This window comes from Psychrobacter pygoscelis (assembly GCF_004335015.1).
GTDB classification, from domain to species: Bacteria; Pseudomonadota; Gammaproteobacteria; order Pseudomonadales; family Moraxellaceae; genus Psychrobacter; species Psychrobacter pygoscelis.
This window is the reverse complement of record NZ_RQRU01000001.1, coordinates 1,122,500-1,140,687: the sequence shown is the minus strand read 5'-3', so window position 1 is coordinate 1,140,687 and position 18,188 is coordinate 1,122,500. Positions and strand designations below refer to the sequence as shown.

The window sequence follows — 18,188 nt, the reverse complement described above, 5'->3', positions numbered from 1 at the left end:
AATAGTATAAAAGCTGCGTACAAGCGCTACAGATAAGTATGACAGTCAGTAGGCGTAGCTTGGCTAATAAATTAGCCTATTCCTTAGCCGGCGTATAATTTTGGCTTTTTGTTTTGGATATCTATGCCAATAATGATCCAATTATGACTAATTCTAATTCTAACTCCTCTTCACAAAACTACGTCTTATTCTGGGCTGATTTTCGCTGGTTACTATTTTGGATGGGTGTCGGTGCGATAGGCGGCTGGTACTTCGGCGTTACTCCTTGGGGTATCGTCGTCGGCTTGGTGTTTTTTCATCTGCTACGTCTCTATGCCTTGCAGCGCTTTAGCTATTGGGTGAAAGCGCCTATTCAAGCACCGCCGCCAGAGATGTCAGGTGGGCTTACTTTCGTCGCCACTCAGCTATACCAAAGCCGAACGCAAGAGCAGCTCACTCAGCAAAAGATGATGGGGCTTATCAAAAAGATCCGTAGCTCGCTACTTGCCTTACAAGATGCGGTTATCCTTCTGGACTCAGAAGATCGGTTAGAGTGGTGGAATCAGTCTGCTGAAAAGCTTTTGCAGCTGCGCTCAGAAGATCAAGGCAATAGTATCTTTAACCTGATTAATGTGCCTGAGTTCCGTGAATACTATGAGATGACGAAGACCCCCAATGATGGTGTTCGCTTGAACTCATGGAAAGACCCAGAGCGCTACGTTCAATGTGAGGTGACTCACTTTGGTGAGGAGAAGCTGCTGCTCATCTATGATGTTACTAGATTACAGCACCTAGAGCAGATGCGAAAAGACTTTGTGGCTAATGTCTCACATGAGCTGCGCACACCGCTGACGGTGATTATGGGCTATATTGAGACCTTTTCTGACCAGCCTGACATTGACCCAAAATGGCAGCGTGGCTTTAGTCTCATGACCCAGCAGACGCGGCGCATGAATAGTATTATCAACGATCTATTGATGCTATCGCGCCTTGAGAATGAAGAGGCGCATGAGACGCAGTGTGTGGATATGCCCAGACTACTGACTCATGTTTTTGATGATGCTCAGATTTATAACAAGGACTATGGTCACTTTATTGATCTGCACTTAGACTCACAGGATAACCTGTATGGTTCAGAGATGTACCTCAATAGTGCGCTACTTAATCTCGTTACCAATGCTATTAAGTATACGCCCAAAGGTGGCGAGATTAGTATCAGCTGGACGGCAGTGAAAGAGGGTTGTATGTTTGCCGTTAGTGATACGGGGATTGGCATTGCCAAGGAGCATATCGACCGCTTAACGGAGCGCTTTTATCGGGTAGATAGTGGTCGTAGCCGCGCTACTGGCGGTACTGGGCTAGGCCTTGCTATCGTCAAGCACGTCTTATACCAGCATGATGCTACCCTAAAGATTGAGTCGAGTGAGGATCATGGCTCGACCTTTAAAGTATTCTTCCCTGCCTCCAGAATCTGCGGTACAAGCTCTAATTCTACCGATGCATGACAGTCGATCAATAGCGGAGCCTAATGTCATGACTGTTAAGCTTCCTATAACTATTATGTTTCCTACCCATCGCTAGATGCTGTTTAGAGTTTGACCCTAGTTCTGATAGGGACTATTTTTACTCTTTAACCAATAGTGGATAAGGATTTACCGCACTGCCATTGATATAGATGCCATAATGCACATGTGGCGGCGTGCCCTTTGCGTTACCACTGTCGCCCACATAGCCGATAACATCGCCTGCATTTACCCAGTCGCCTTCATTGATATTTGCATAATCCTCAAGATGGGCGTAATAGTGCCCCGCTCCGCCTGGTCCGACGATGACCACCACCTTACCACCCAAGCGATCTAACCCGACTTTTCGCACGATGCCGTGAGTGGTAGCGTGGATTGGTGTGCCACGCTGGGCAAAGATATCAATACCCTCATGGCGGCGACCCTCACTGCGAGCGCCGCCCCAAGTATCTGTAAGATGGCGATCGATTAACGGGTTGGGTAAGCTATTGTCTGTCGGTAGATCCTGCTGCATTAAAGTCAAGTACTGCCAGCTCTGAGTGGCAAAGGATTTTACTTTGTCGTGTAAGTTTGGGAGGAGCTGATCTAATGCAAATAATAGCAGCAATAGCAAAATAGAATGCATCAGTAAGCTGAGCAGCCGACCTAACCATGAGCGCCTCGGTGGCTGTGCTACAGGCTTAGGGCTGGATTTGGCTTGTTTTTGTGAATAAGGCTGTTTTGGCATCTTATTATGTATCGTCTGTTTTATAGCGTGAATACGCTAAGGTTCGGTTGGACCGTTGAGTGCTAAAGAGTTTTGAATTAAGTTTACTATAATATAGTCGATTCTAAATAAAATAGCGTCGCTGTATTATGCTGCGCCGCTGGTATAAGTTTTCTGATTTGCTGTGGGCACACCGACAGAGAGCGCAAAAATTCATCCTAGTACCGCTGTATTGTTTTTCTAATGAACTGGCTATAGATTAGCGTAGCAATTTCCGCTTTATATGGATATGAAAAGACCATGAAGAGTAATAGCAATAGTTAATAATCGCTGATTTATACAAAATCTAGCGACTAGCTCTATAAGTACACCATAAGCGCTAGAAATATACTGCCAAAGTACGCATTATAAAGGTCATGGCATTCTATACTACGATGAGGTTAAAGCCTATGACACCGAACGCTACCGCCTTAGTGATTGATACCGAGACCGACCAAGGCCGCAATGCTAGACCTATTCAGGTGGCGACAATAAATGTGCAAACGGGCTTTGAATGGATGGCCTACTTTAATAGTGGTCGACCTATTTCTCCATTTGTTACCAAGATTCATGGTATTACTGATGCTGACGTAGCAGGGCTTGAGCGCTTTGATTTGCAGAAGTTTGAGCTAAGTGACTACCTTATCGGTCACAACGTACGCTTTGATTGGGGGGTGATCGGTAGGCCATCGACTAAGCTCATTTGCACGGTAAGATTGGCTCGATTTGCCTTTCCAGAGTGGTCACGTTATAGCCAGTCTAGATGTATAGAGCAGTTAATAGGGGAGGCGGCAGCCCGCGAGATGACCGCTGCTGCACATGATGCGCTAGGGGATGCGCGTATGTGCTATTTGCTCTATAAAGCATGCTGTGAGCGATTGCAGATAGAGCCGACCGACTTTGCCGCGGCGCACCGTATGGCCAATCAAGCCAAGCCAGTGAGGCAGATGCCTTTTGGCAAGTATAAAGGTCGAGCGATTAAAGACTTGCCTAGTAATTATGTGCAATGGCTGCTCAGCAATGTTCAGAGTATGAACCCCTCACTATACTCAGCGCTACAAAAACGCTTGGCTAAGGATGTCTTTATAGCTGATGAGGCAGTGACAAAGTAACCCACGGTTGAGCTTTGAGGAAGGCGAACAAGAGCTGACTAGCTATGCTCTCTTAGCCAATCTACGGTCATCTGCCACAGCTCTGGCGCCTTAGCGAAAGTCTTACGGCTAAAATATTTCATATGACCAACCTCATCTAGCCCAAAGTCACTAGGGGCTAGCATACAATTTTTGGCGGGCATATTGGGGAAGACTCGAAGCATGTCGTTGACGTTTTTACTATTGGCGATGTCATCATCGGTGAAATTAAGCCAAAGGGCTGGCGTAGTCACTGCAGCGTAATAATGCGTGTGCACCGTCTTGCCAAAAGCGGTCTTGATATAGCCTGCGCCATTACACCAGATACGCCATTGTCTCGCTACGGCGCGCGGTAGTGGCTCACCCATACCCAGCTTGTCAGCAGGCGTATAGCCTAATATCAGATTACTGGCAGGAATAAAGGCCTCCATAAAGCCTATAGCCTTAGCCTTGTAGGGCAATGCCATATTTTTGATTTGACCTGATGAGCAGGCCACATTAACCACTGAACTAAGCTCGGTATGGTTGGGCATTAGACCAATAAGCTGACCGCCGGCACTATGACCAATGAGATGATAGCTTGCTTCAGGATATTGTTGTTGAAGCGCATCAAGTATCGCTGGCATGTCATGACGGCCCCAACTGATTAGCGAGGCGTCTGACTTGTCGATGGGGCAGCTGAGCGATTGTCCAATGCCCTCATTGTCAAAAGTCAATACCCCAAAGCCTTGCTCAGCAAGATATGTGGCAAAATTATGATAAAACTGCCTTTTAATCCCAGTAGCCGGCGCTATCATAATGGCTATACTTGGGGTAACCTTGGGGCGATATAGTGTCGCCGCTAATGGTTTGTTGCGTTCGCTCAATATTGTCAGCGCTTCGGTAGTCACTACCGGCGACGCTTGGCGCTTTGCTGATAATGTCGGTGCTTTATCATCTATCACAAGCGTATCTGAGGTTTCTTCAGTCATAGCACAGTCTCTTATTATAGGGATTGGTTATTGTGAATAGTCTTACCGAGTGTTACTAATAACTTGAAGACCCTTCCATCACTCAAAATCGTTTTCTAGTACGATTCGATAGCGAGCTTTGCCCTCGCGCATTCGTGTCATGGCCTCATTGATTTGCGACATAGGATAAGTCTCAGTAATGGGCTCAACACCTGCGCGAGCAGCGAACTTGACCATCTGACGCAGCTCAGCTGCTGATCCTGTTGGCGACCCTGCGACGGATTTAGCGCCGCCTATTAGGTTGAATGCTTGGATATCAAGAGGCTTTAGTACCGCGCCAACATAATGTAGCTTGCCTTCAGGTTTAAGCAAGCTTAAGTACAGATTCCAGTCTAGCGCGACATTAACGGTAGAGATAATTAAGTCAAGCGAGCCTTGAGCGTCCTTTAATGCGTCGGCGTCTTTTGAATCGATGATGTGATGTGCGCCCATCTCACGAATGGCATCATATTTCTCTGGACTACTGCTAAAGGCAGTGACTTCGCAGCCCCAAGCGTTCAAAAAGTCGAGCGCCATATGTCCGAGGCCACCGATACCGATAACCCCGACCTTTTTACTGGCGTCCATCTGATGCTGGATGATGGGTCGAAAGACTGTGATACCACCACACATTAAAGGCCCTGCTTTAGACTCATCCAGCTCTGCTGGCAGAGGGATAACCCATTGCCACTGAGCTCGAACTTTATCAGCGAAGCCGCCTGAATGACCGACGATGGTCGGTGTGGATTGGCGGCAGACATTGGCCTTACCATCAATACAGAAGTCGCAGTGCTGACACGATTCAGCGGTCCAACCGATACCGACAGTCTGACCGACCTGTAATCCTTTGACAGCCTCGCCCATTCGAATAATCTGGCCGACGATTTCATGACCAGCGATGACAGGATACTGGCTCATACCCCAGTCATTATCAATGACCGATAAGTCTGAGTGGCAGATACCACAGTAGCTTACGGCAATTTCTACTTCATCGATTTTTAGCTCGCCTGCGTCAAAGTCGTAGCGCTCTAGCTCGCCGCCAGCTTGCATAGCAGCGTAGGCGCGAACTTGGTTGTTAGGTTGGTTAACCTCGAGGTCAGTAGCGCTCAGGTTATCAGCAGTAGGAGCGTTGGTAGCTTGCGTAGTTGTCGTCATAACAGCCTTCTTAAATAGTAAAATGAGATAAAGTAGCAAGGGTAATTGGTTATGGTGCTAATTGGGGGATAGCTTTATTATAAATAAGGCACTTATTAGGGATGGCCTATGAGCTAGCATGGCTCGCTCTAAACTTATCAAGCGATGTTATATTTGTGATGCAGAGCTGTAGCATGAGTATGATATAGTGAATCAATGGCATTATTATGCCGTCTTAAGTAGTGTAATTATATAGTCTTAAGTAACTGGGTTAGGCTTATTGTTATGCATGGGTTGCGTCAGCGTGTCACCGGCATAAAATTTAAAGATATCAAAATCATAGTTGCAATTATAGTACAGCATATAGGGCAGGCAGAGCAGCTTGATGGCGCTACCACCTATAGTAAGACTTAGCAAAATTTATAATAGGTATCACTAAAGATCTAAGCACAAGTTATTGGATTGGATCTAACCTATTCTTCTAGATATGAAAGATTCAAGATACCAAAGTATCACAATCCGTGAACAGCTCACTTTTAGCTGTGAGTTAGGTTGTCTCTACCGACGTAATCCCCATGTATTAGCCACTCTTTAACTATAGATTTAATCAAAATAGGAACAGACAATGAGAAATACAGCTAATATTGATACCTCGAGCGCGGCTATTATCCCGCCCAAAAGCAAAGCCACGAGCGAGCAGAAAGTAATTACCAGTATGGATTTAAATAACATTGCCGAAGCAGTAGATAAGAAATCCTTAAGCCAGCCTTTAGTTGCGGTGTATTGCGGATCACGACTGGGCAATAATGACATCTACGACAAGGCTGCGCGCGAGCTGGGAAAAGCTTTGGCCAAAAATGGTTTAGGTCTGGTCTATGGCGGCGCTAGTATTGGGCTTATGGGCGCAGTTGCTGATGAAGCCATCAAGCATGGTAGTGATGCGGTTGGTGTCATTCCTACCTTCATGCTAGAGCATGAGATTGCGCACCAAGGTCTGACCAAGCTACATCTAACAGATACCATGCACACTCGAAAAGCCATCATGGCAGAGTATGCTGATGCCTTTGTGACCTTGCCAGGAGGCCTTGGTACGCTAGAGGAAATTATGGAGATTGCTACTTGGCGGCAGCTGTATCAGCACGAAAAGCCAATGATCATTATGAATATCAATGGCTATTATGATCGACTGATTGATCATTTACGCTATACCGCTGAGCAAGGCTTCATGAAGCAGCAGGACTTTGAGCGGCTCATCGTGTGCAATACCATTGATGAAGCCATTGAGCTATTACTGCAAGTGGTCAAAATTAACGATCAGCTCGATACCGATAAAATTTAAAGGTAGCAAGCTAACATATCGACTTGTCCAAATTATAGATTAAGCAGGCGCTAATAGTGATGGCTATTAGTGCCTGTTTTATTAGTGCTTAGTTTAAAAAGGTTTACTGGGAAAAGCAGTGCTAATCAATGCTAAAACCGCCGTTAAAGGCCAGCTAATATGAGCGTAAAGCTAAAGCTTATATTTGCTGCCATCAGCTTGCTGCTGACGAATTGTTATGATCACGCTTCGTGCAGGACTGGCTATTTACTTCAGCATTGACTTTTATACTATGATTCACCTTAGCCATAGGCTGTGGAAAGTGGCGCTGCTGTGCTAAAGATTGCGCGACCTTGTCTATATCGTTGCTATTTACCTTAGTCAGATATTGCCATTGGTGCTCACGCCGAGCTGAATCACTGGTTGCAGTGGGGGTAAGTAGACCAAGCTTGCTTAAAGTCGCAACAATCTCATCAGCAGCCAGTAGTGCAGAGGAGGCCTTTACATTCTCCGCGCGCGCATAGCGTCTATCATCGTAGAGACTCACATCCGCGACTCGTAGCGTATCGTCTTTACCAGGGATCTGCTGACCACCGTATAAGGCATTGCCGATAGTAATAGCGCTCTTAAAACTGGGGATATACTGAGCGACAAATTCAATCGCGCGCTGGCTGCGGGTCTTTAGAGCAAATGGGTCCCAACCCTCTTCGATATACTCCACATACTTAGGCGGTAAGCTTGGCTGGGCACTAAGCTCGGAGGAGGCCACGAGACCATCATTAAATAAGGTGATGTCCTTACTCATACCATGAATCTGAAAGTAGCCGTCTGGGTAAGGCGTCAGCTGTGCCATACCATGCGGCGTCCCGCGCTCACCATGGATGATAATCTCTGGGATTTGACCACCACTATTATTCCAATAGGTTACATAAGAAGACTTAAACTCGACCATACGCGCGCTATCAACGCCTACCATGTCATCGATTAATCCTGTGCGAAATCCGCAAGCGTTGACCAGATAATCTACCTCGATAGTCTGCTGATCATTAGTATCTGCTGCCGGATCGCAAGTTTCATAGTCTATGCGCCAGCTCGGAGCAGCATCACCGCTGATAACAGCAGTGTCAATACCGTGCTTATGAGCAGGCTTATAATCATGGTCATTATCTTGCTGGTTTTTAGTGGCTAGCGGCTCAACCTTAGTGACAGTGGTGTTGGTAAAGATATGGGCGCAGGGTTTATCGCTTAGTGCTAAGCTTGCAGAAGCCGCTAGGCGGAAGATATTCCAGCCATATTCTTGTACCACAATAAGTGGATATTGGACCTTGTCTAAATCCAGATATTTCGCTACAGGAATCAGCCATTCATCTACCGTCGTCGGTACGGGCTGCTGCGGCTGCTGAGCTAAACTCTCAAGTGCCGCTCGATCATACAGCTGGTAGTACTCTTCTGGCTCACCTAATACTTTATTATTCGGGTCTTGCGCGACCAGCTTTCGATAGGCATCGGTGAGAATGTCGAGACGTGGCAGCAGATCTTCAGGCGAGCCACTATCGTGGATGGGGACTGCAAATACGGTCGGACGCACATCGATGGTATACGGATAGAGCCGCAGAATATCGATACATTGCTCTAACAGCGCCACACAATCCTCGTCCGGAATCTCACGGTACAGATTGCCGCCAGCATGAAGGTGACACATCGGTGGACCATCAATCAGACTGGCGTTACGCTCAAATAAATAGGTCTCAACCCCCAGCTCTGCTAGGCGCAAGGCAATCGTAGAGCCTGCAGTACCACCACCGATGATTCCTACTTTCGTTGTAGGGCGAGTCTTATGCTTAGGGGGCACGGACGTGGCATTTATATCATTGTTATTATTATCCATACTTTCTACACTCTTAGCGAAGCGCTCACAGTCATCATCTGGAGACACTGTAGCCTTGTTTAAAATTGTGACGTGTTGATTTGGTGATTTAAGCATAGACATAATTGCAAGTTCTCGCTCATCATCGAATGAGCACTATTATAACGTGCTAATGGACTGACTGCGTCTATCTTACGTATGCCTACGTAATCCACTACTAAGAAGTTGTCACTAAATGTATGTTAAATCAGCAATTCTACAAACTGATTACAGTTAAGCGCATTAGCAATCAGTAGGGTCGATGCAATTTAAAAACAATACAGCTTAAAAATAGTACTGCTTAAAGGCAATACAGTAATGCTGGCCGTTGGTCTGTAACCGAGGTTACGTAGCCAATGGCAGCTTAGATATCGCAAGCTACTAACTAATAGACGCTATACCTGCACCATCCTCATAATAAGCTTATTGCATCTTAATGTAAGTCAGCTCACCATCGATTTGGATAGGGACATTGGTAGTGATGGCCTTGGCAAAAGCGTCCATGCCGAATTTAGTGCGATCAATTGTGCCGGTGGCTCTAAAGCCAATGACAGGCTCTTTGGTCATCGGGCTTACCGCAATTTTCTTTAAAGTAACGTTTAGGGTGAGTGGCTTGGTTTTGCCCAATAAGGTAAAGTCGCCGGTTACTATGGCTTGCTGAGGATTGATAAAATTAACCTTGGTAGACTCAAAGGTCATAGTGGGATATTTCTCACTGTTAAAGAAGTCCTCACCGCGTAAATGCTCGTCGCGAGCTTCCCAACCTGTATCAATACTGTCGGTATCTATGCTAAAGCGCAGGGTGGTGTTATTGGGGTTTTTGATATCGTAATGCACTGCCCCATCGGCTTTGTTAAAGCGGCCCATCGTCGTTGAATAGCCCAAATGTTCCACCTCAAAACCGATGCGGGTGTGTGAGAGATCAAGCTCCCAGTGCTGGGGTAGGGCGGGCGCTTTTATGGCGGTAGCGGGCGTTGCGGCTGCGGCTGATACGGCTGTCAGGGGTAGCGCTATTGTCAGTAATCCTACGCTTGATAATATCTTTATGGCTTGAATGGTGTTCTTCATATCGTTACTTCCAGTTAGATTTTTATTGTGATAATTGAATAAGCTGCTGGATCTACTTTACTTCTTTAATCCCACTATTTCAAAACCGCTTTTTTGTACGTCGGGCAATAAAATATAGTGAGAAATGCAATGTTCAATTTACAGCCGACTAACGGATTAGTACCGCTGTTAATTCAGCCAGTTGCCAAGGGTCACTAACAATCTTGGCCGGTGGCGAGGTGGCGTAGGGCGTCAGGGTAAGGCTGTGGTTTATAACAAGCCGTCATGCTTTTTGTTTCATAACTTTCGTTTCATAACCCTCATATTACAGCAAACATGTGTTTTGTAAATATTGGGCCGTTTTGTAAGTCGTGGTCAGAGCCAAATTATTACTGATATGCTCCCATGCTATATTTGACGGGCTTGAAACAGGATGGATTAATGATAAGGTTCATAGTTACAAGACGGCCATATCTTACTGATAGGGCGCTCTATTGGTTCTTATATGTCATTGATCCTAACCCTTTATAGATTTTTACTAGGAGCAAGTCAACGTTTAGCGACCTTCAAGCTTTATAACGACTGTCATCAATCCTATCCACCCTCTCGATCAATAACAGCTCAAGTATGAGGAGTAATACCTGACCTCATGAGTGACTAGTCGTTATCGCGACTGATTCTTTTAGCTGTATATTGCTCTTACTCTAATATCTTGTTTATCTCAAGGATGTACTATGAAACAGATGATTATTTTGTCAGCATTAGCAGGCGTATTAGCCCTCTCTGGCTGTTCAACCCTCAAGGACGTGGTGGGCAAAGACACCTCAGGAATGCATGAGATTAAAAGTACCAGTACCAACACGGCGCCTGTCACTAGCAAAAATGGCGTGTTGGTAGACTCAATCAAACAAATGACCTTGTATACTTATGACAAAGATTCTGCGAATAAGTCAGACTGTGGCAAGGTTTGCTTAGTCGCTTGGCCTGCATTCCTAGCCCCAAGCGATGCTAAAGCCTCAGGTAGATTCGCGCCATTCCAGCGTGAAGATGGCACTTATCAATGGGCCATGGATGGCAAGCCGCTATACTTTTATGCCAATGATAGCAAACCTGGTGATAAAAACGGCGATGGCAAATTCGATGTTTGGCATGTGGTAGCGACTAATTAAGCTAGAACCGCCTTGCTCCTATTTAAGAGAAGATTTTTAACTATAGTCTTAGCAATAGGATTCTAATAGCAAAGGGCCTGTGGTGCCGGATATCGTTAGAGATTTTAGCGAATGGGTACTTCAGGTCATTAAGTTTTGCATTTTTCAGCTGCTTTCTTTTTAGCTTCCTTCTTGTTAAATCTTTTTATTTAAGCTTTGTTGTTTTTAGCTTTTCTCTTGGCATGCTTTTTTGCACCTTATTAGGTGAGCTGTTTAAGTCATTATTTTTGCTCACTGTCTAAGCTTTAAGGGGCAGCTATTGATGAGCTAGTCGCCACGACGTCACGCTAATAACCTTGCAAATAAGGCTAAAAATCGGTAAAATCGCCGTTTAAATTTCCCGCTGGGGAAGGCTAAGATTGCAGATTATCGGTGTCATGTGCTGGAATAAGCCAGTGATATGATGGCTGGTGGTCAATATGCCCTTAGTGCCTCAGTTACGTGTAGCTTAGCTACATATCGGACCAAGAGAGAATTATCATGCGTAAAGATATCCATCCTAATTATCAAGAAGTTCTATTCCACGACACCAATGCTGACGTGTATTTCTTAACTCGCTCTACTGTAAATACCAAAGCGACTCGTGAATACGAAGGTAAAGAATACCCATACTATCCACTTGATATCTCAAGTGCATCGCATCCTTTCTACACTGGTGAGCAGCGTAAATCTTCTAACGAAGGTCGTGTTGCTAGCTTCAACAAACGCTTTGGCGCGTTTGGTAGCCGTGGTAAGAAAGCAGCAACTGACTCTGCAGAGTAAATTTAACTGTAGTAGTAAGCTTGCCGTTATAAGCTCATAAAAAACACCGCTGCTATTTAGTCAGCGGTGTTTTTTTATGCCTGCATTTTATGATTGAACTTTAGGCTAAGCGCTGTTGCTGCCAACTACAGCAGCCCCTCTATTTGGACTGCCAACGTTGATGCCCAGTAAGTGTAGGCAGTAGCGTTGGGATGTAGACCATCAATCGCAAACATCTCATCGACCTTAAAGTCTGCTTGGGTAAAGTCGATAGGGGCATAGGTGACATTATCGTATCGCTCGCAGACTTGTTGTAAGACCTGATCAAGCTGGTCTGCCTTAGCACCAATAAAGCCATTCAAGGGTTTTGGGATGGCGGGCATCTGCGCCATCGGTGGTAGACAAGGGAAGATAATATGCTTCGCGCCAAATTTACGCTTGGCTATCACGATAATCTCCTCAAGCTGCGCGCGCCAACGGTTAATGGATACATTCCTCTTAGTATCGTTGACGCCGACATTGACAATCATAATATCAATGGGGTTGGGCGGCGATGCCAAAACATACAGTCGGCGTAGACTGTCAAAGCTGGTGTGACCAGAGGTGGCATAAACTGCCCAGTCAATCTGTGCAAACTTGGCTTTTAAGGAGGGTATATCTTGAAGGCTATTAAGCAGCTGACCAACAAGAGCCTGATCCTGCGTATCGGTACCCACACCTGCCGCTGCTGAATCTCCGACAATCATCAAATTAAGCGTTTTGCCCTCAGATGATGTCGCTTGGTCCGGATCGGCTAGCGACAAGCTACCATGGCGCTCGCCACTTGCTTCAGGCAACCGCATCGCAGTGCGTTTTAGCTTTTTGCCTTGATGAAGATAGAGCGGAATAAATAGAATGTCTTTTAGTTGCATCACCAGCCCGTCCGTTTACGAATTTCTGTCAAGCTCTCATCAACGAGGAGCTTACCATCGACGAACACGTCACGAAGTAGATTGTTACTAGCAGCCGTCAAGGTATCTTCTTTGACTGTTTTTAGCTGACCTTTATCGTTTTTGACTAACGCTAGGCGGCCCTTTTTAGAGCGCTTGGAGCGGCTGGTAATTGGGTCTTTAAACACATCTTTCCAAGTACCGTCGATACGCACGGCGCTGGCTTTCATCGCCCAGCTCATCGTATCACGCGTGATTTGTTGCAGTAGGCCACCACCCATACCAAAGGTGACGTTCTCCGCGCTAAAGCCTGCCTCAATTATAGTATCCAAGATTTTACCAAGGCTCAGCGGATTAATGCCGTCACCTTGGATCAGGCGCACATAATCTGGCAATACTTTATAGCCCTTACTATTAACCGATGTACCGAATTTCACAGCCAAGCGCTCCAAGGCCTCACGGACGACTTTGGCAGGGTCACCGCTATCGGGACGAATCACTAGCGTGCCGCCCATAGTCTTGACGTCTTCTTTTAAAGTCTCACCCCAAATATTATCGATGGCATTCCACAAGTCATAACTGTCAGAGACTACCGCGACTATTTTGCCCTCACCGCCGAACTGCTCGAGCATATTGGCAAAGGCTTCGGTCTCAAAGTCGCGGCCCCACGCCGTCATAGTACTGTGCTCAGCGGCCGGAATAGAGAAGGCAGGCATCTCATTGTCCATACCGTACCAGCGGCTAGCAGCTATCAAGGCGGTCATACTGTCGGTGCCAGAGAAGTTGACCAGATGCGCCAAGCTCCCTAGGGCGACGGTCTCCATGCTCGATGCCCCGCGCGCGCCAAAATCATGCAGTTTAAACGGCAGTCCTGCGCTACTATCAGCAGTTTTTTCTAGCGCGTCTCTGATAATGCCTTTGCAATAGTAAGATAGGCTTGCCACGGTAGAGGGATACCAAATTGCGCGCAGTAGAGAGGTCTCAAGGTAGCTTGGTAGCCAATAAAACTCAGGGTCGGTGTTTACAATCTGGCAGACCACGTTGGAGACTGGCACAATAGAGCCTTCGGGAACCGCTTGAATACGGACCGGTAAATAGCCGCCATGTTTTTCTACCAAGCGCTCCCAACCAGCACGGTTAAAAGGCAGACCGTGGGCGCTAATGACAGCTTCGGCCTCATCAACATGCGCGGTGGTAATGGGCTTATCTAGGTACTCTTTAATATAGGCTTGCAGGCCAAAGAAGACCACATCGTAATCACCACGTCTGGCCTCGACGTAGCTCGACATGTACTCGCTCCCGGGTGGGTACTGAAGCCAATGCGATGCCTTGTAGCTGTCTGAATTCAAGATTAGATTGTTAAAATTACTGGTAAACATACTCACAGAACTCCTCTGCGTTGAAAATATCACAGCCCTCTTGAAGCCACACTGCAAATTGACTCCGTCAGTGGGACAAGTCAGCCGTGACAGGGTAGCCCTAGCCGTCTATCGGCAGGGGCGAAAAGCGTTATCATTTATATTTATTTGCTGATGATTTATCATTCATTGTCCTACTGGGCCATTAGCCTATACTCTACAATCCTACCATCTTACAGATGATGGCGTAGTGGTCTTCAAACATCTTTTTGGCATCAAGCTCCGCTAAGGGCAACCAAAAGGCGTCAGCCGCATCATCACCACCCTTAACTTTAGGTAGGCCGCTGGCATCACTCTTAAGCTGAAAATAAAATGCTTGAGTAATCGTGCGACCCCGCGCCGAGCGGTACGGATCATCGAAGGTGTGCTGACTATGACGCGAGCCGCGCAGTACGGGCTCTGGCACCTTAAGCCGAGTCTCCTCACGCAGCTCGCGGATACAAGCATCTAGCAAGGTCTCTTTTTGGTCGATAAAGCCTCCAGGCAGCGCCCAAAGACCACGACCTGGCATACTACGCCGCTCAACCAGTAGGATATGTCCTGATTGAACGACCAACGCATCAGCAGTCATAAAGGTCGGTGGATAGGGGGTATCTTCCCATTGTTTTTTATAGTTATCGACGAACCACGCTTCTTCTTGTAGTTGGCTGAATTCTTCAGTCGTCTTAAATTCCTCTAGTACCTGCCGCGTAGAGTCAGGCGTGCGCTCAGGTGTTGGCGTCGCCCCCATCAAGTAGCCTTCACGAATCGGCGTCGCTGATAAGTTTTGATAGTTGGGCACTGATACGGCGGCCCAATTGGGGAACAACGATAGGTAATAAGACGAGCTGTCTTTAGAGTGACCAATAAGACCAATATCCGCGTGCAAATCGTGGGTTACTGACTTTACTGCCGCTTGCACATACTGTAGCCAGCGTGTGTCGTTATACAGGGCATCGTCCAGACCGACACAGTGAATCCGCGCTGCATCCTCAGCTGAGTATGCACCCTTAATCATCTGCGCGCGCTCCGTGACCGAAAATGGATTGCGTAGGCTGCGCGGCAAATTCGCCGAGCCGATTAGCATAATCACATTTTCTGCGCGTTTCAGCGCCTCATCGACGACGGCCTTATGACCCAAATGAAACGGCTGAAAGCGGCCAATAAATACCAAATATTTATAACGGCGGTCGTCATCTTGATTGGTTTTGGGTTTGTCTTTATGTGCATCTATACCCACGGGGCTTCGCTCCGGTAGTGTACTCATAACCGCAGTCTCCTTGCGAAATCGATTAATAAGCTATTCATAATCAGTAATAATTGTCTAATGAGGTCAATACTGACACACTGAGCGACTTACTGACAAGTCCCACACTGTCACACGCTACATAAATGCAGAGCTATTGATAAATTGGCAGAAGTTGTTTGTAGAAGAGGTCATAGGCACTAATCACTCAAGTGATGAGTTGCTTTATACCAAATTTACTTAACCAAACAAGCCATTGAATTAACAATTAGACTACTGAGAGTGTTCCTAGACTTCGCCACAATGAAATGACATTCATAAATAGGGATTTATTATGACTACTTCTATATATTATAACTCTGGTAGCTGCACTTGTTCTAAATGCGGCTGTAGTTGTGACGCTACTTGTGACAAGTGCGATATGTGCGAAAAATGCTGCGAGTGCAGTTAAATACTGATTAAGCAGTTACAAAAAAGGCAGTATCCTAGTCGTTCTAGGGTGCTGTTTTTTTGCTTGTAGATACCGCTTTTCACTGACTTTGCGCCTAAAGATATCTTCATAACACTCAAATTAAATCCCCATCTAACCTTGATCCAATCCTGATCCAATCCTGATCAAACCGAATACTGATGCATCCAAGCTAACACCGTCGGCTAAATCTCCTCGTCGAGGTAATCCTGATTTCTCATTAGACACATCTAGAGCAACGGTCTCTATATCAAGTTTTTGCTTGGTAGCGGGGCTAGGGATATACCCACGCCACGCCAAAATATAAAGGCAATGATAGTTAGTAGCATATTTTGCTGATTGGCCTGATGCTCTTCACTCTTTTCGGCGACCTGCCAAATGGCCAATTGCTCGCGATCTTTGCTGGTGAAGAGCGTTAAGCTTCCAGTAATCATAATGATAGTCCACAGGATTTAAGAGAGGATAACTATCGAGCAATTAAAAAATGCTGTCTTAGTTATTCAACTTACCTTAGCCTTGTCTCACAATAATAGCCAATAAAAACTTATTGCATGCGCTAATAAGGTCATTTCATATAATTATGAAAGAAAATATTATTAATTAAGAGCTACTAATTAAATTTATTAATAAAAGTTAAATTAACCATTTTTAATACTATTAACAACCTCAATATATTCAGTAGAAAGCTGTTAATAAAAGACAAGGTTTTGACCATAATTTCGATTTATAAATCTTATATTAAAAAGACAATCAATTAAATGACTTTAATTTTTATTTAAATAATTTTAAATTTTTAGTGCCTTTAGGGAGCTAACAATGAAATGGGGGTGGAGTAGTGGCTCAGAGCATTAATAGTGGTTATTATAATATAGGCTAACTTAGTGTTTTTCTATTTTGAGTAGCATCCTGTTATTAACAATCTTTTATTAGAATTTCCTTATTCAAATTATTAACTTTAAACTAGTTTATTCAGGGTTATTATTGATTTGTTGTTTAAGGCGCTATTTTTTAGACTCTATCTCTTTTGGTGGTTTTAATTGATATTTAACATAATTTTTACGCCTATGGGTTATAGTAAAGTTTATCAGCTGATTATCAGTTAGCTTTATTCAATTTAATATAACTTGCCTTTAATATAAATAACTCTTATTTAACTAAAATTTTATTCAATTGACCTTTAGTTTTTGATTGTACTTAACTTAACCTACCTTTAACTTAATCTCACTTATTTAACTTAATCCCACTTAACTCAACTAATCCTTAAGGGCGATATTATGAGAAGGACGATTATTTTATCTACATTGCTACTATCTGTAGCTACTTTCGCGCAAGCCGATACCAATTATGAAGTGCGCTACGCGACCAACCCTATCGATGCGCAAAGCTATGATACCGAGCGCCTGCGTTCAGAGTACTTAGTACAAAAGCTATTTGAGGATGATGAAGTCAACATGGTCTATACCATGCACGATCGGATGATTATGGGCGGTGCCAAGCCTGTCAATCAAGCGCTTAAGCTAGAGCCGATTGAACCGATTAAGTCGTCTAATTTTACTGAGCATAGAGAGGTAGGCGTCATCAATATCGGTGGTAAAGGCGTCATTACTGTCGGTAATAAAAGATACGACTTAAACAATCAAGATGCTCTATATATTGGTCGCGGCAATGAAGAAGTCACTTTTTATTCTGCATCCAGTAGCGATCCGGCCTTATTCTATTTTAATTCAGCAACCTCTCACGCCTCGCATCCAACTAAAAAAATAACCAAGGCAGAAGCCCCAACTGAGGAAGCTGGCAGTATGGAGGCGGCTAATGCACGGCTAATCACTAAGTATATCTCTAAAGACAATGTTGAGACATCGCAACTGACAATGGGGCTAACAGAGCTGAAGAAAGGTAGCGTCTGGAATACTATGCCGCCGCACACGCATGGTCGTCGAATGGAGGCTTATTTCTACTTTAATCTTCCCGAAGATGGCTCCATTGCTCATTTCATGGGTGAGGCTGATAAAACACAGAACATTTGGGTACATAATCAGCAAGGCATTATCTCACCTGAATGGTCCATTCATGCTGGGGCAGGTACCAGCAACTATAGCTTCATTTGGGGCATGGCTGGCGAGAACCTTGACTATACAGATGTGGATGAAAAGACCAAGCAAGAACTTGAGTAAGTCATTGAACAATTAGTATTTTACAATGACTGTTGCCGTGTAATATAGTCAATCTATTTTAGGTTTGCCACAAAGTTGTTGGGATGAATTTACCCTCGCTTCAGTCGTCTTATGACTTCTAGCCAGTAAACTTGTACCAGCTACTGCTTTATATACCAGCTTTAAATACGATTGGCTATAGCGAGAAACCCGAGACTTTTTATGCGGGTTTTTCGTTTAATAGCTTGTTAAACCAAACCCAATGATTATATTT

Annotated in this window: 15 protein-coding genes; 6 read left to right on the top strand and 9 right to left on the bottom strand. The window is 45.1% G+C overall.

Going from position 1 to position 18,188, the window contains the following annotated elements; translation table 11 throughout:
* The first annotated feature begins 143 nt into the window (after positions 1-143).
* Positions 144-1,484 (top strand): phosphate regulon sensor histidine kinase PhoR, encoded by a 1,341-nt coding sequence (phoR, locus tag EGV92_RS04470; protein WP_131667978.1) that lies wholly within the window; start codon positions 144-146, stop codon positions 1,482-1,484.
* 118 nt (positions 1,485-1,602) lie between these two features.
* On the opposite strand, the gene EGV92_RS04465 is transcribed toward phoR, so the two are convergent.
* Positions 1,603-2,229, bottom strand: a complete 627-nt coding sequence (locus tag EGV92_RS04465) for a M23 family metallopeptidase (protein WP_242678600.1) — start codon at positions 2,227-2,229, stop codon at positions 1,603-1,605.
* Between the two features lie 428 nt (positions 2,230-2,657).
* Here EGV92_RS04465 and EGV92_RS04460 point away from each other — a divergent pair, with 428 nt between their 5' ends.
* On the top strand, positions 2,658-3,359 hold the full coding sequence (locus EGV92_RS04460) for a putative quorum-sensing-regulated virulence factor (RefSeq protein ID WP_242678599.1): 702 nt from the start codon (positions 2,658-2,660) through the stop codon (positions 3,357-3,359).
* A 38-nt stretch (positions 3,360-3,397) separates the two neighbouring features.
* On the opposite strand, the gene EGV92_RS04455 is transcribed toward EGV92_RS04460, so the two are convergent.
* Together EGV92_RS04455 and ahr are read right to left on the bottom strand one after the other, a co-directional pair.
* Positions 3,398-4,348, bottom strand: coding sequence for an alpha/beta hydrolase family protein (locus EGV92_RS04455; RefSeq protein ID WP_131667977.1), 951 nt, complete (start codon positions 4,346-4,348; stop codon positions 3,398-3,400).
* A gap of 78 nt (positions 4,349-4,426) precedes the next feature.
* Entirely contained in the window at positions 4,427-5,521 is a 1,095-nt protein-coding gene (ahr, locus tag EGV92_RS04450) for an NADPH-dependent aldehyde reductase Ahr (protein WP_131667976.1), read from the bottom strand.
* 694 nt (positions 5,522-6,215) lie between these two features.
* On the opposite strand from ahr, the gene EGV92_RS04445 reads away from it, so the two are divergent.
* Positions 6,216-6,839, top strand: a complete 624-nt coding sequence (locus EGV92_RS04445) for an LOG family protein (RefSeq protein WP_242678623.1) — start codon at positions 6,216-6,218, stop codon at positions 6,837-6,839.
* 193 nt (positions 6,840-7,032) lie between these two features.
* On the opposite strand, the gene EGV92_RS04440 is transcribed toward EGV92_RS04445, so the two are convergent.
* Both EGV92_RS04440 and EGV92_RS04435 read right to left on the bottom strand, forming a co-directional pair.
* Positions 7,033-8,808, bottom strand: coding sequence for an FAD-dependent oxidoreductase (locus EGV92_RS04440; RefSeq protein WP_242678598.1), 1,776 nt, complete (start codon positions 8,806-8,808; stop codon positions 7,033-7,035).
* Between the two features lie 339 nt (positions 8,809-9,147).
* Positions 9,148-9,792, bottom strand: coding sequence for a YceI family protein (locus EGV92_RS04435; RefSeq protein ID WP_131667974.1), 645 nt, complete (start codon positions 9,790-9,792; stop codon positions 9,148-9,150).
* A gap of 713 nt (positions 9,793-10,505) precedes the next feature.
* On the opposite strand from EGV92_RS04435, the gene EGV92_RS04430 reads away from it, so the two are divergent.
* Positions 10,506-10,940 (top strand): COG4315 family predicted lipoprotein, encoded by a 435-nt coding sequence (locus tag EGV92_RS04430; RefSeq protein ID WP_131667973.1) that lies wholly within the window; start codon positions 10,506-10,508, stop codon positions 10,938-10,940.
* Positions 10,941-11,459: 519 nt separating this feature from the next.
* Positions 11,460-11,741, top strand: coding sequence for a type B 50S ribosomal protein L31 (locus tag EGV92_RS04425; RefSeq protein WP_131667972.1), 282 nt, complete (start codon positions 11,460-11,462; stop codon positions 11,739-11,741).
* Between the two features lie 125 nt (positions 11,742-11,866).
* Here the strand turns inward: EGV92_RS04425 and EGV92_RS04420 are convergent, their stop codons facing one another.
* The 4 genes from EGV92_RS04420 to EGV92_RS04405 all read right to left on the bottom strand — a co-directional run bounded on the left by EGV92_RS04420 (position 11,867) and on the right by EGV92_RS04405 (position 16,195).
* Positions 11,867-12,631 (bottom strand): SGNH/GDSL hydrolase family protein, encoded by a 765-nt coding sequence (locus tag EGV92_RS04420; protein WP_131668112.1) that lies wholly within the window; start codon positions 12,629-12,631, stop codon positions 11,867-11,869.
* On the bottom strand, positions 12,631-14,028 hold the full coding sequence (locus EGV92_RS04415) for a nicotinate phosphoribosyltransferase (protein WP_131667971.1): 1,398 nt from the start codon (positions 14,026-14,028) through the stop codon (positions 12,631-12,633). Before EGV92_RS04415 ends, EGV92_RS04420 begins: the two co-directional genes overlap by 1 nt.
* 196 nt (positions 14,029-14,224) lie before the next feature.
* Complete coding sequence (locus tag EGV92_RS04410) at positions 14,225-15,313, bottom strand: bifunctional nicotinamide-nucleotide adenylyltransferase/Nudix hydroxylase (protein WP_131667970.1); 1,089 nt, start codon at positions 15,311-15,313, stop codon at positions 14,225-14,227.
* 693 nt (positions 15,314-16,006) lie between these two features.
* Positions 16,007-16,195, bottom strand: coding sequence for a hypothetical protein (locus EGV92_RS04405; protein WP_131667969.1), 189 nt, complete (start codon positions 16,193-16,195; stop codon positions 16,007-16,009).
* Between the two features lie 840 nt (positions 16,196-17,035).
* Between EGV92_RS04405 and kduI the strand changes: the two genes are divergently transcribed.
* On the top strand, positions 17,036-17,935 hold the full coding sequence (gene kduI / locus EGV92_RS04400; RefSeq protein ID WP_131667968.1) for a 5-dehydro-4-deoxy-D-glucuronate isomerase: 900 nt from the start codon (positions 17,036-17,038) through the stop codon (positions 17,933-17,935).
* The last annotated feature ends 253 nt before the right edge of the window (positions 17,936-18,188 follow it).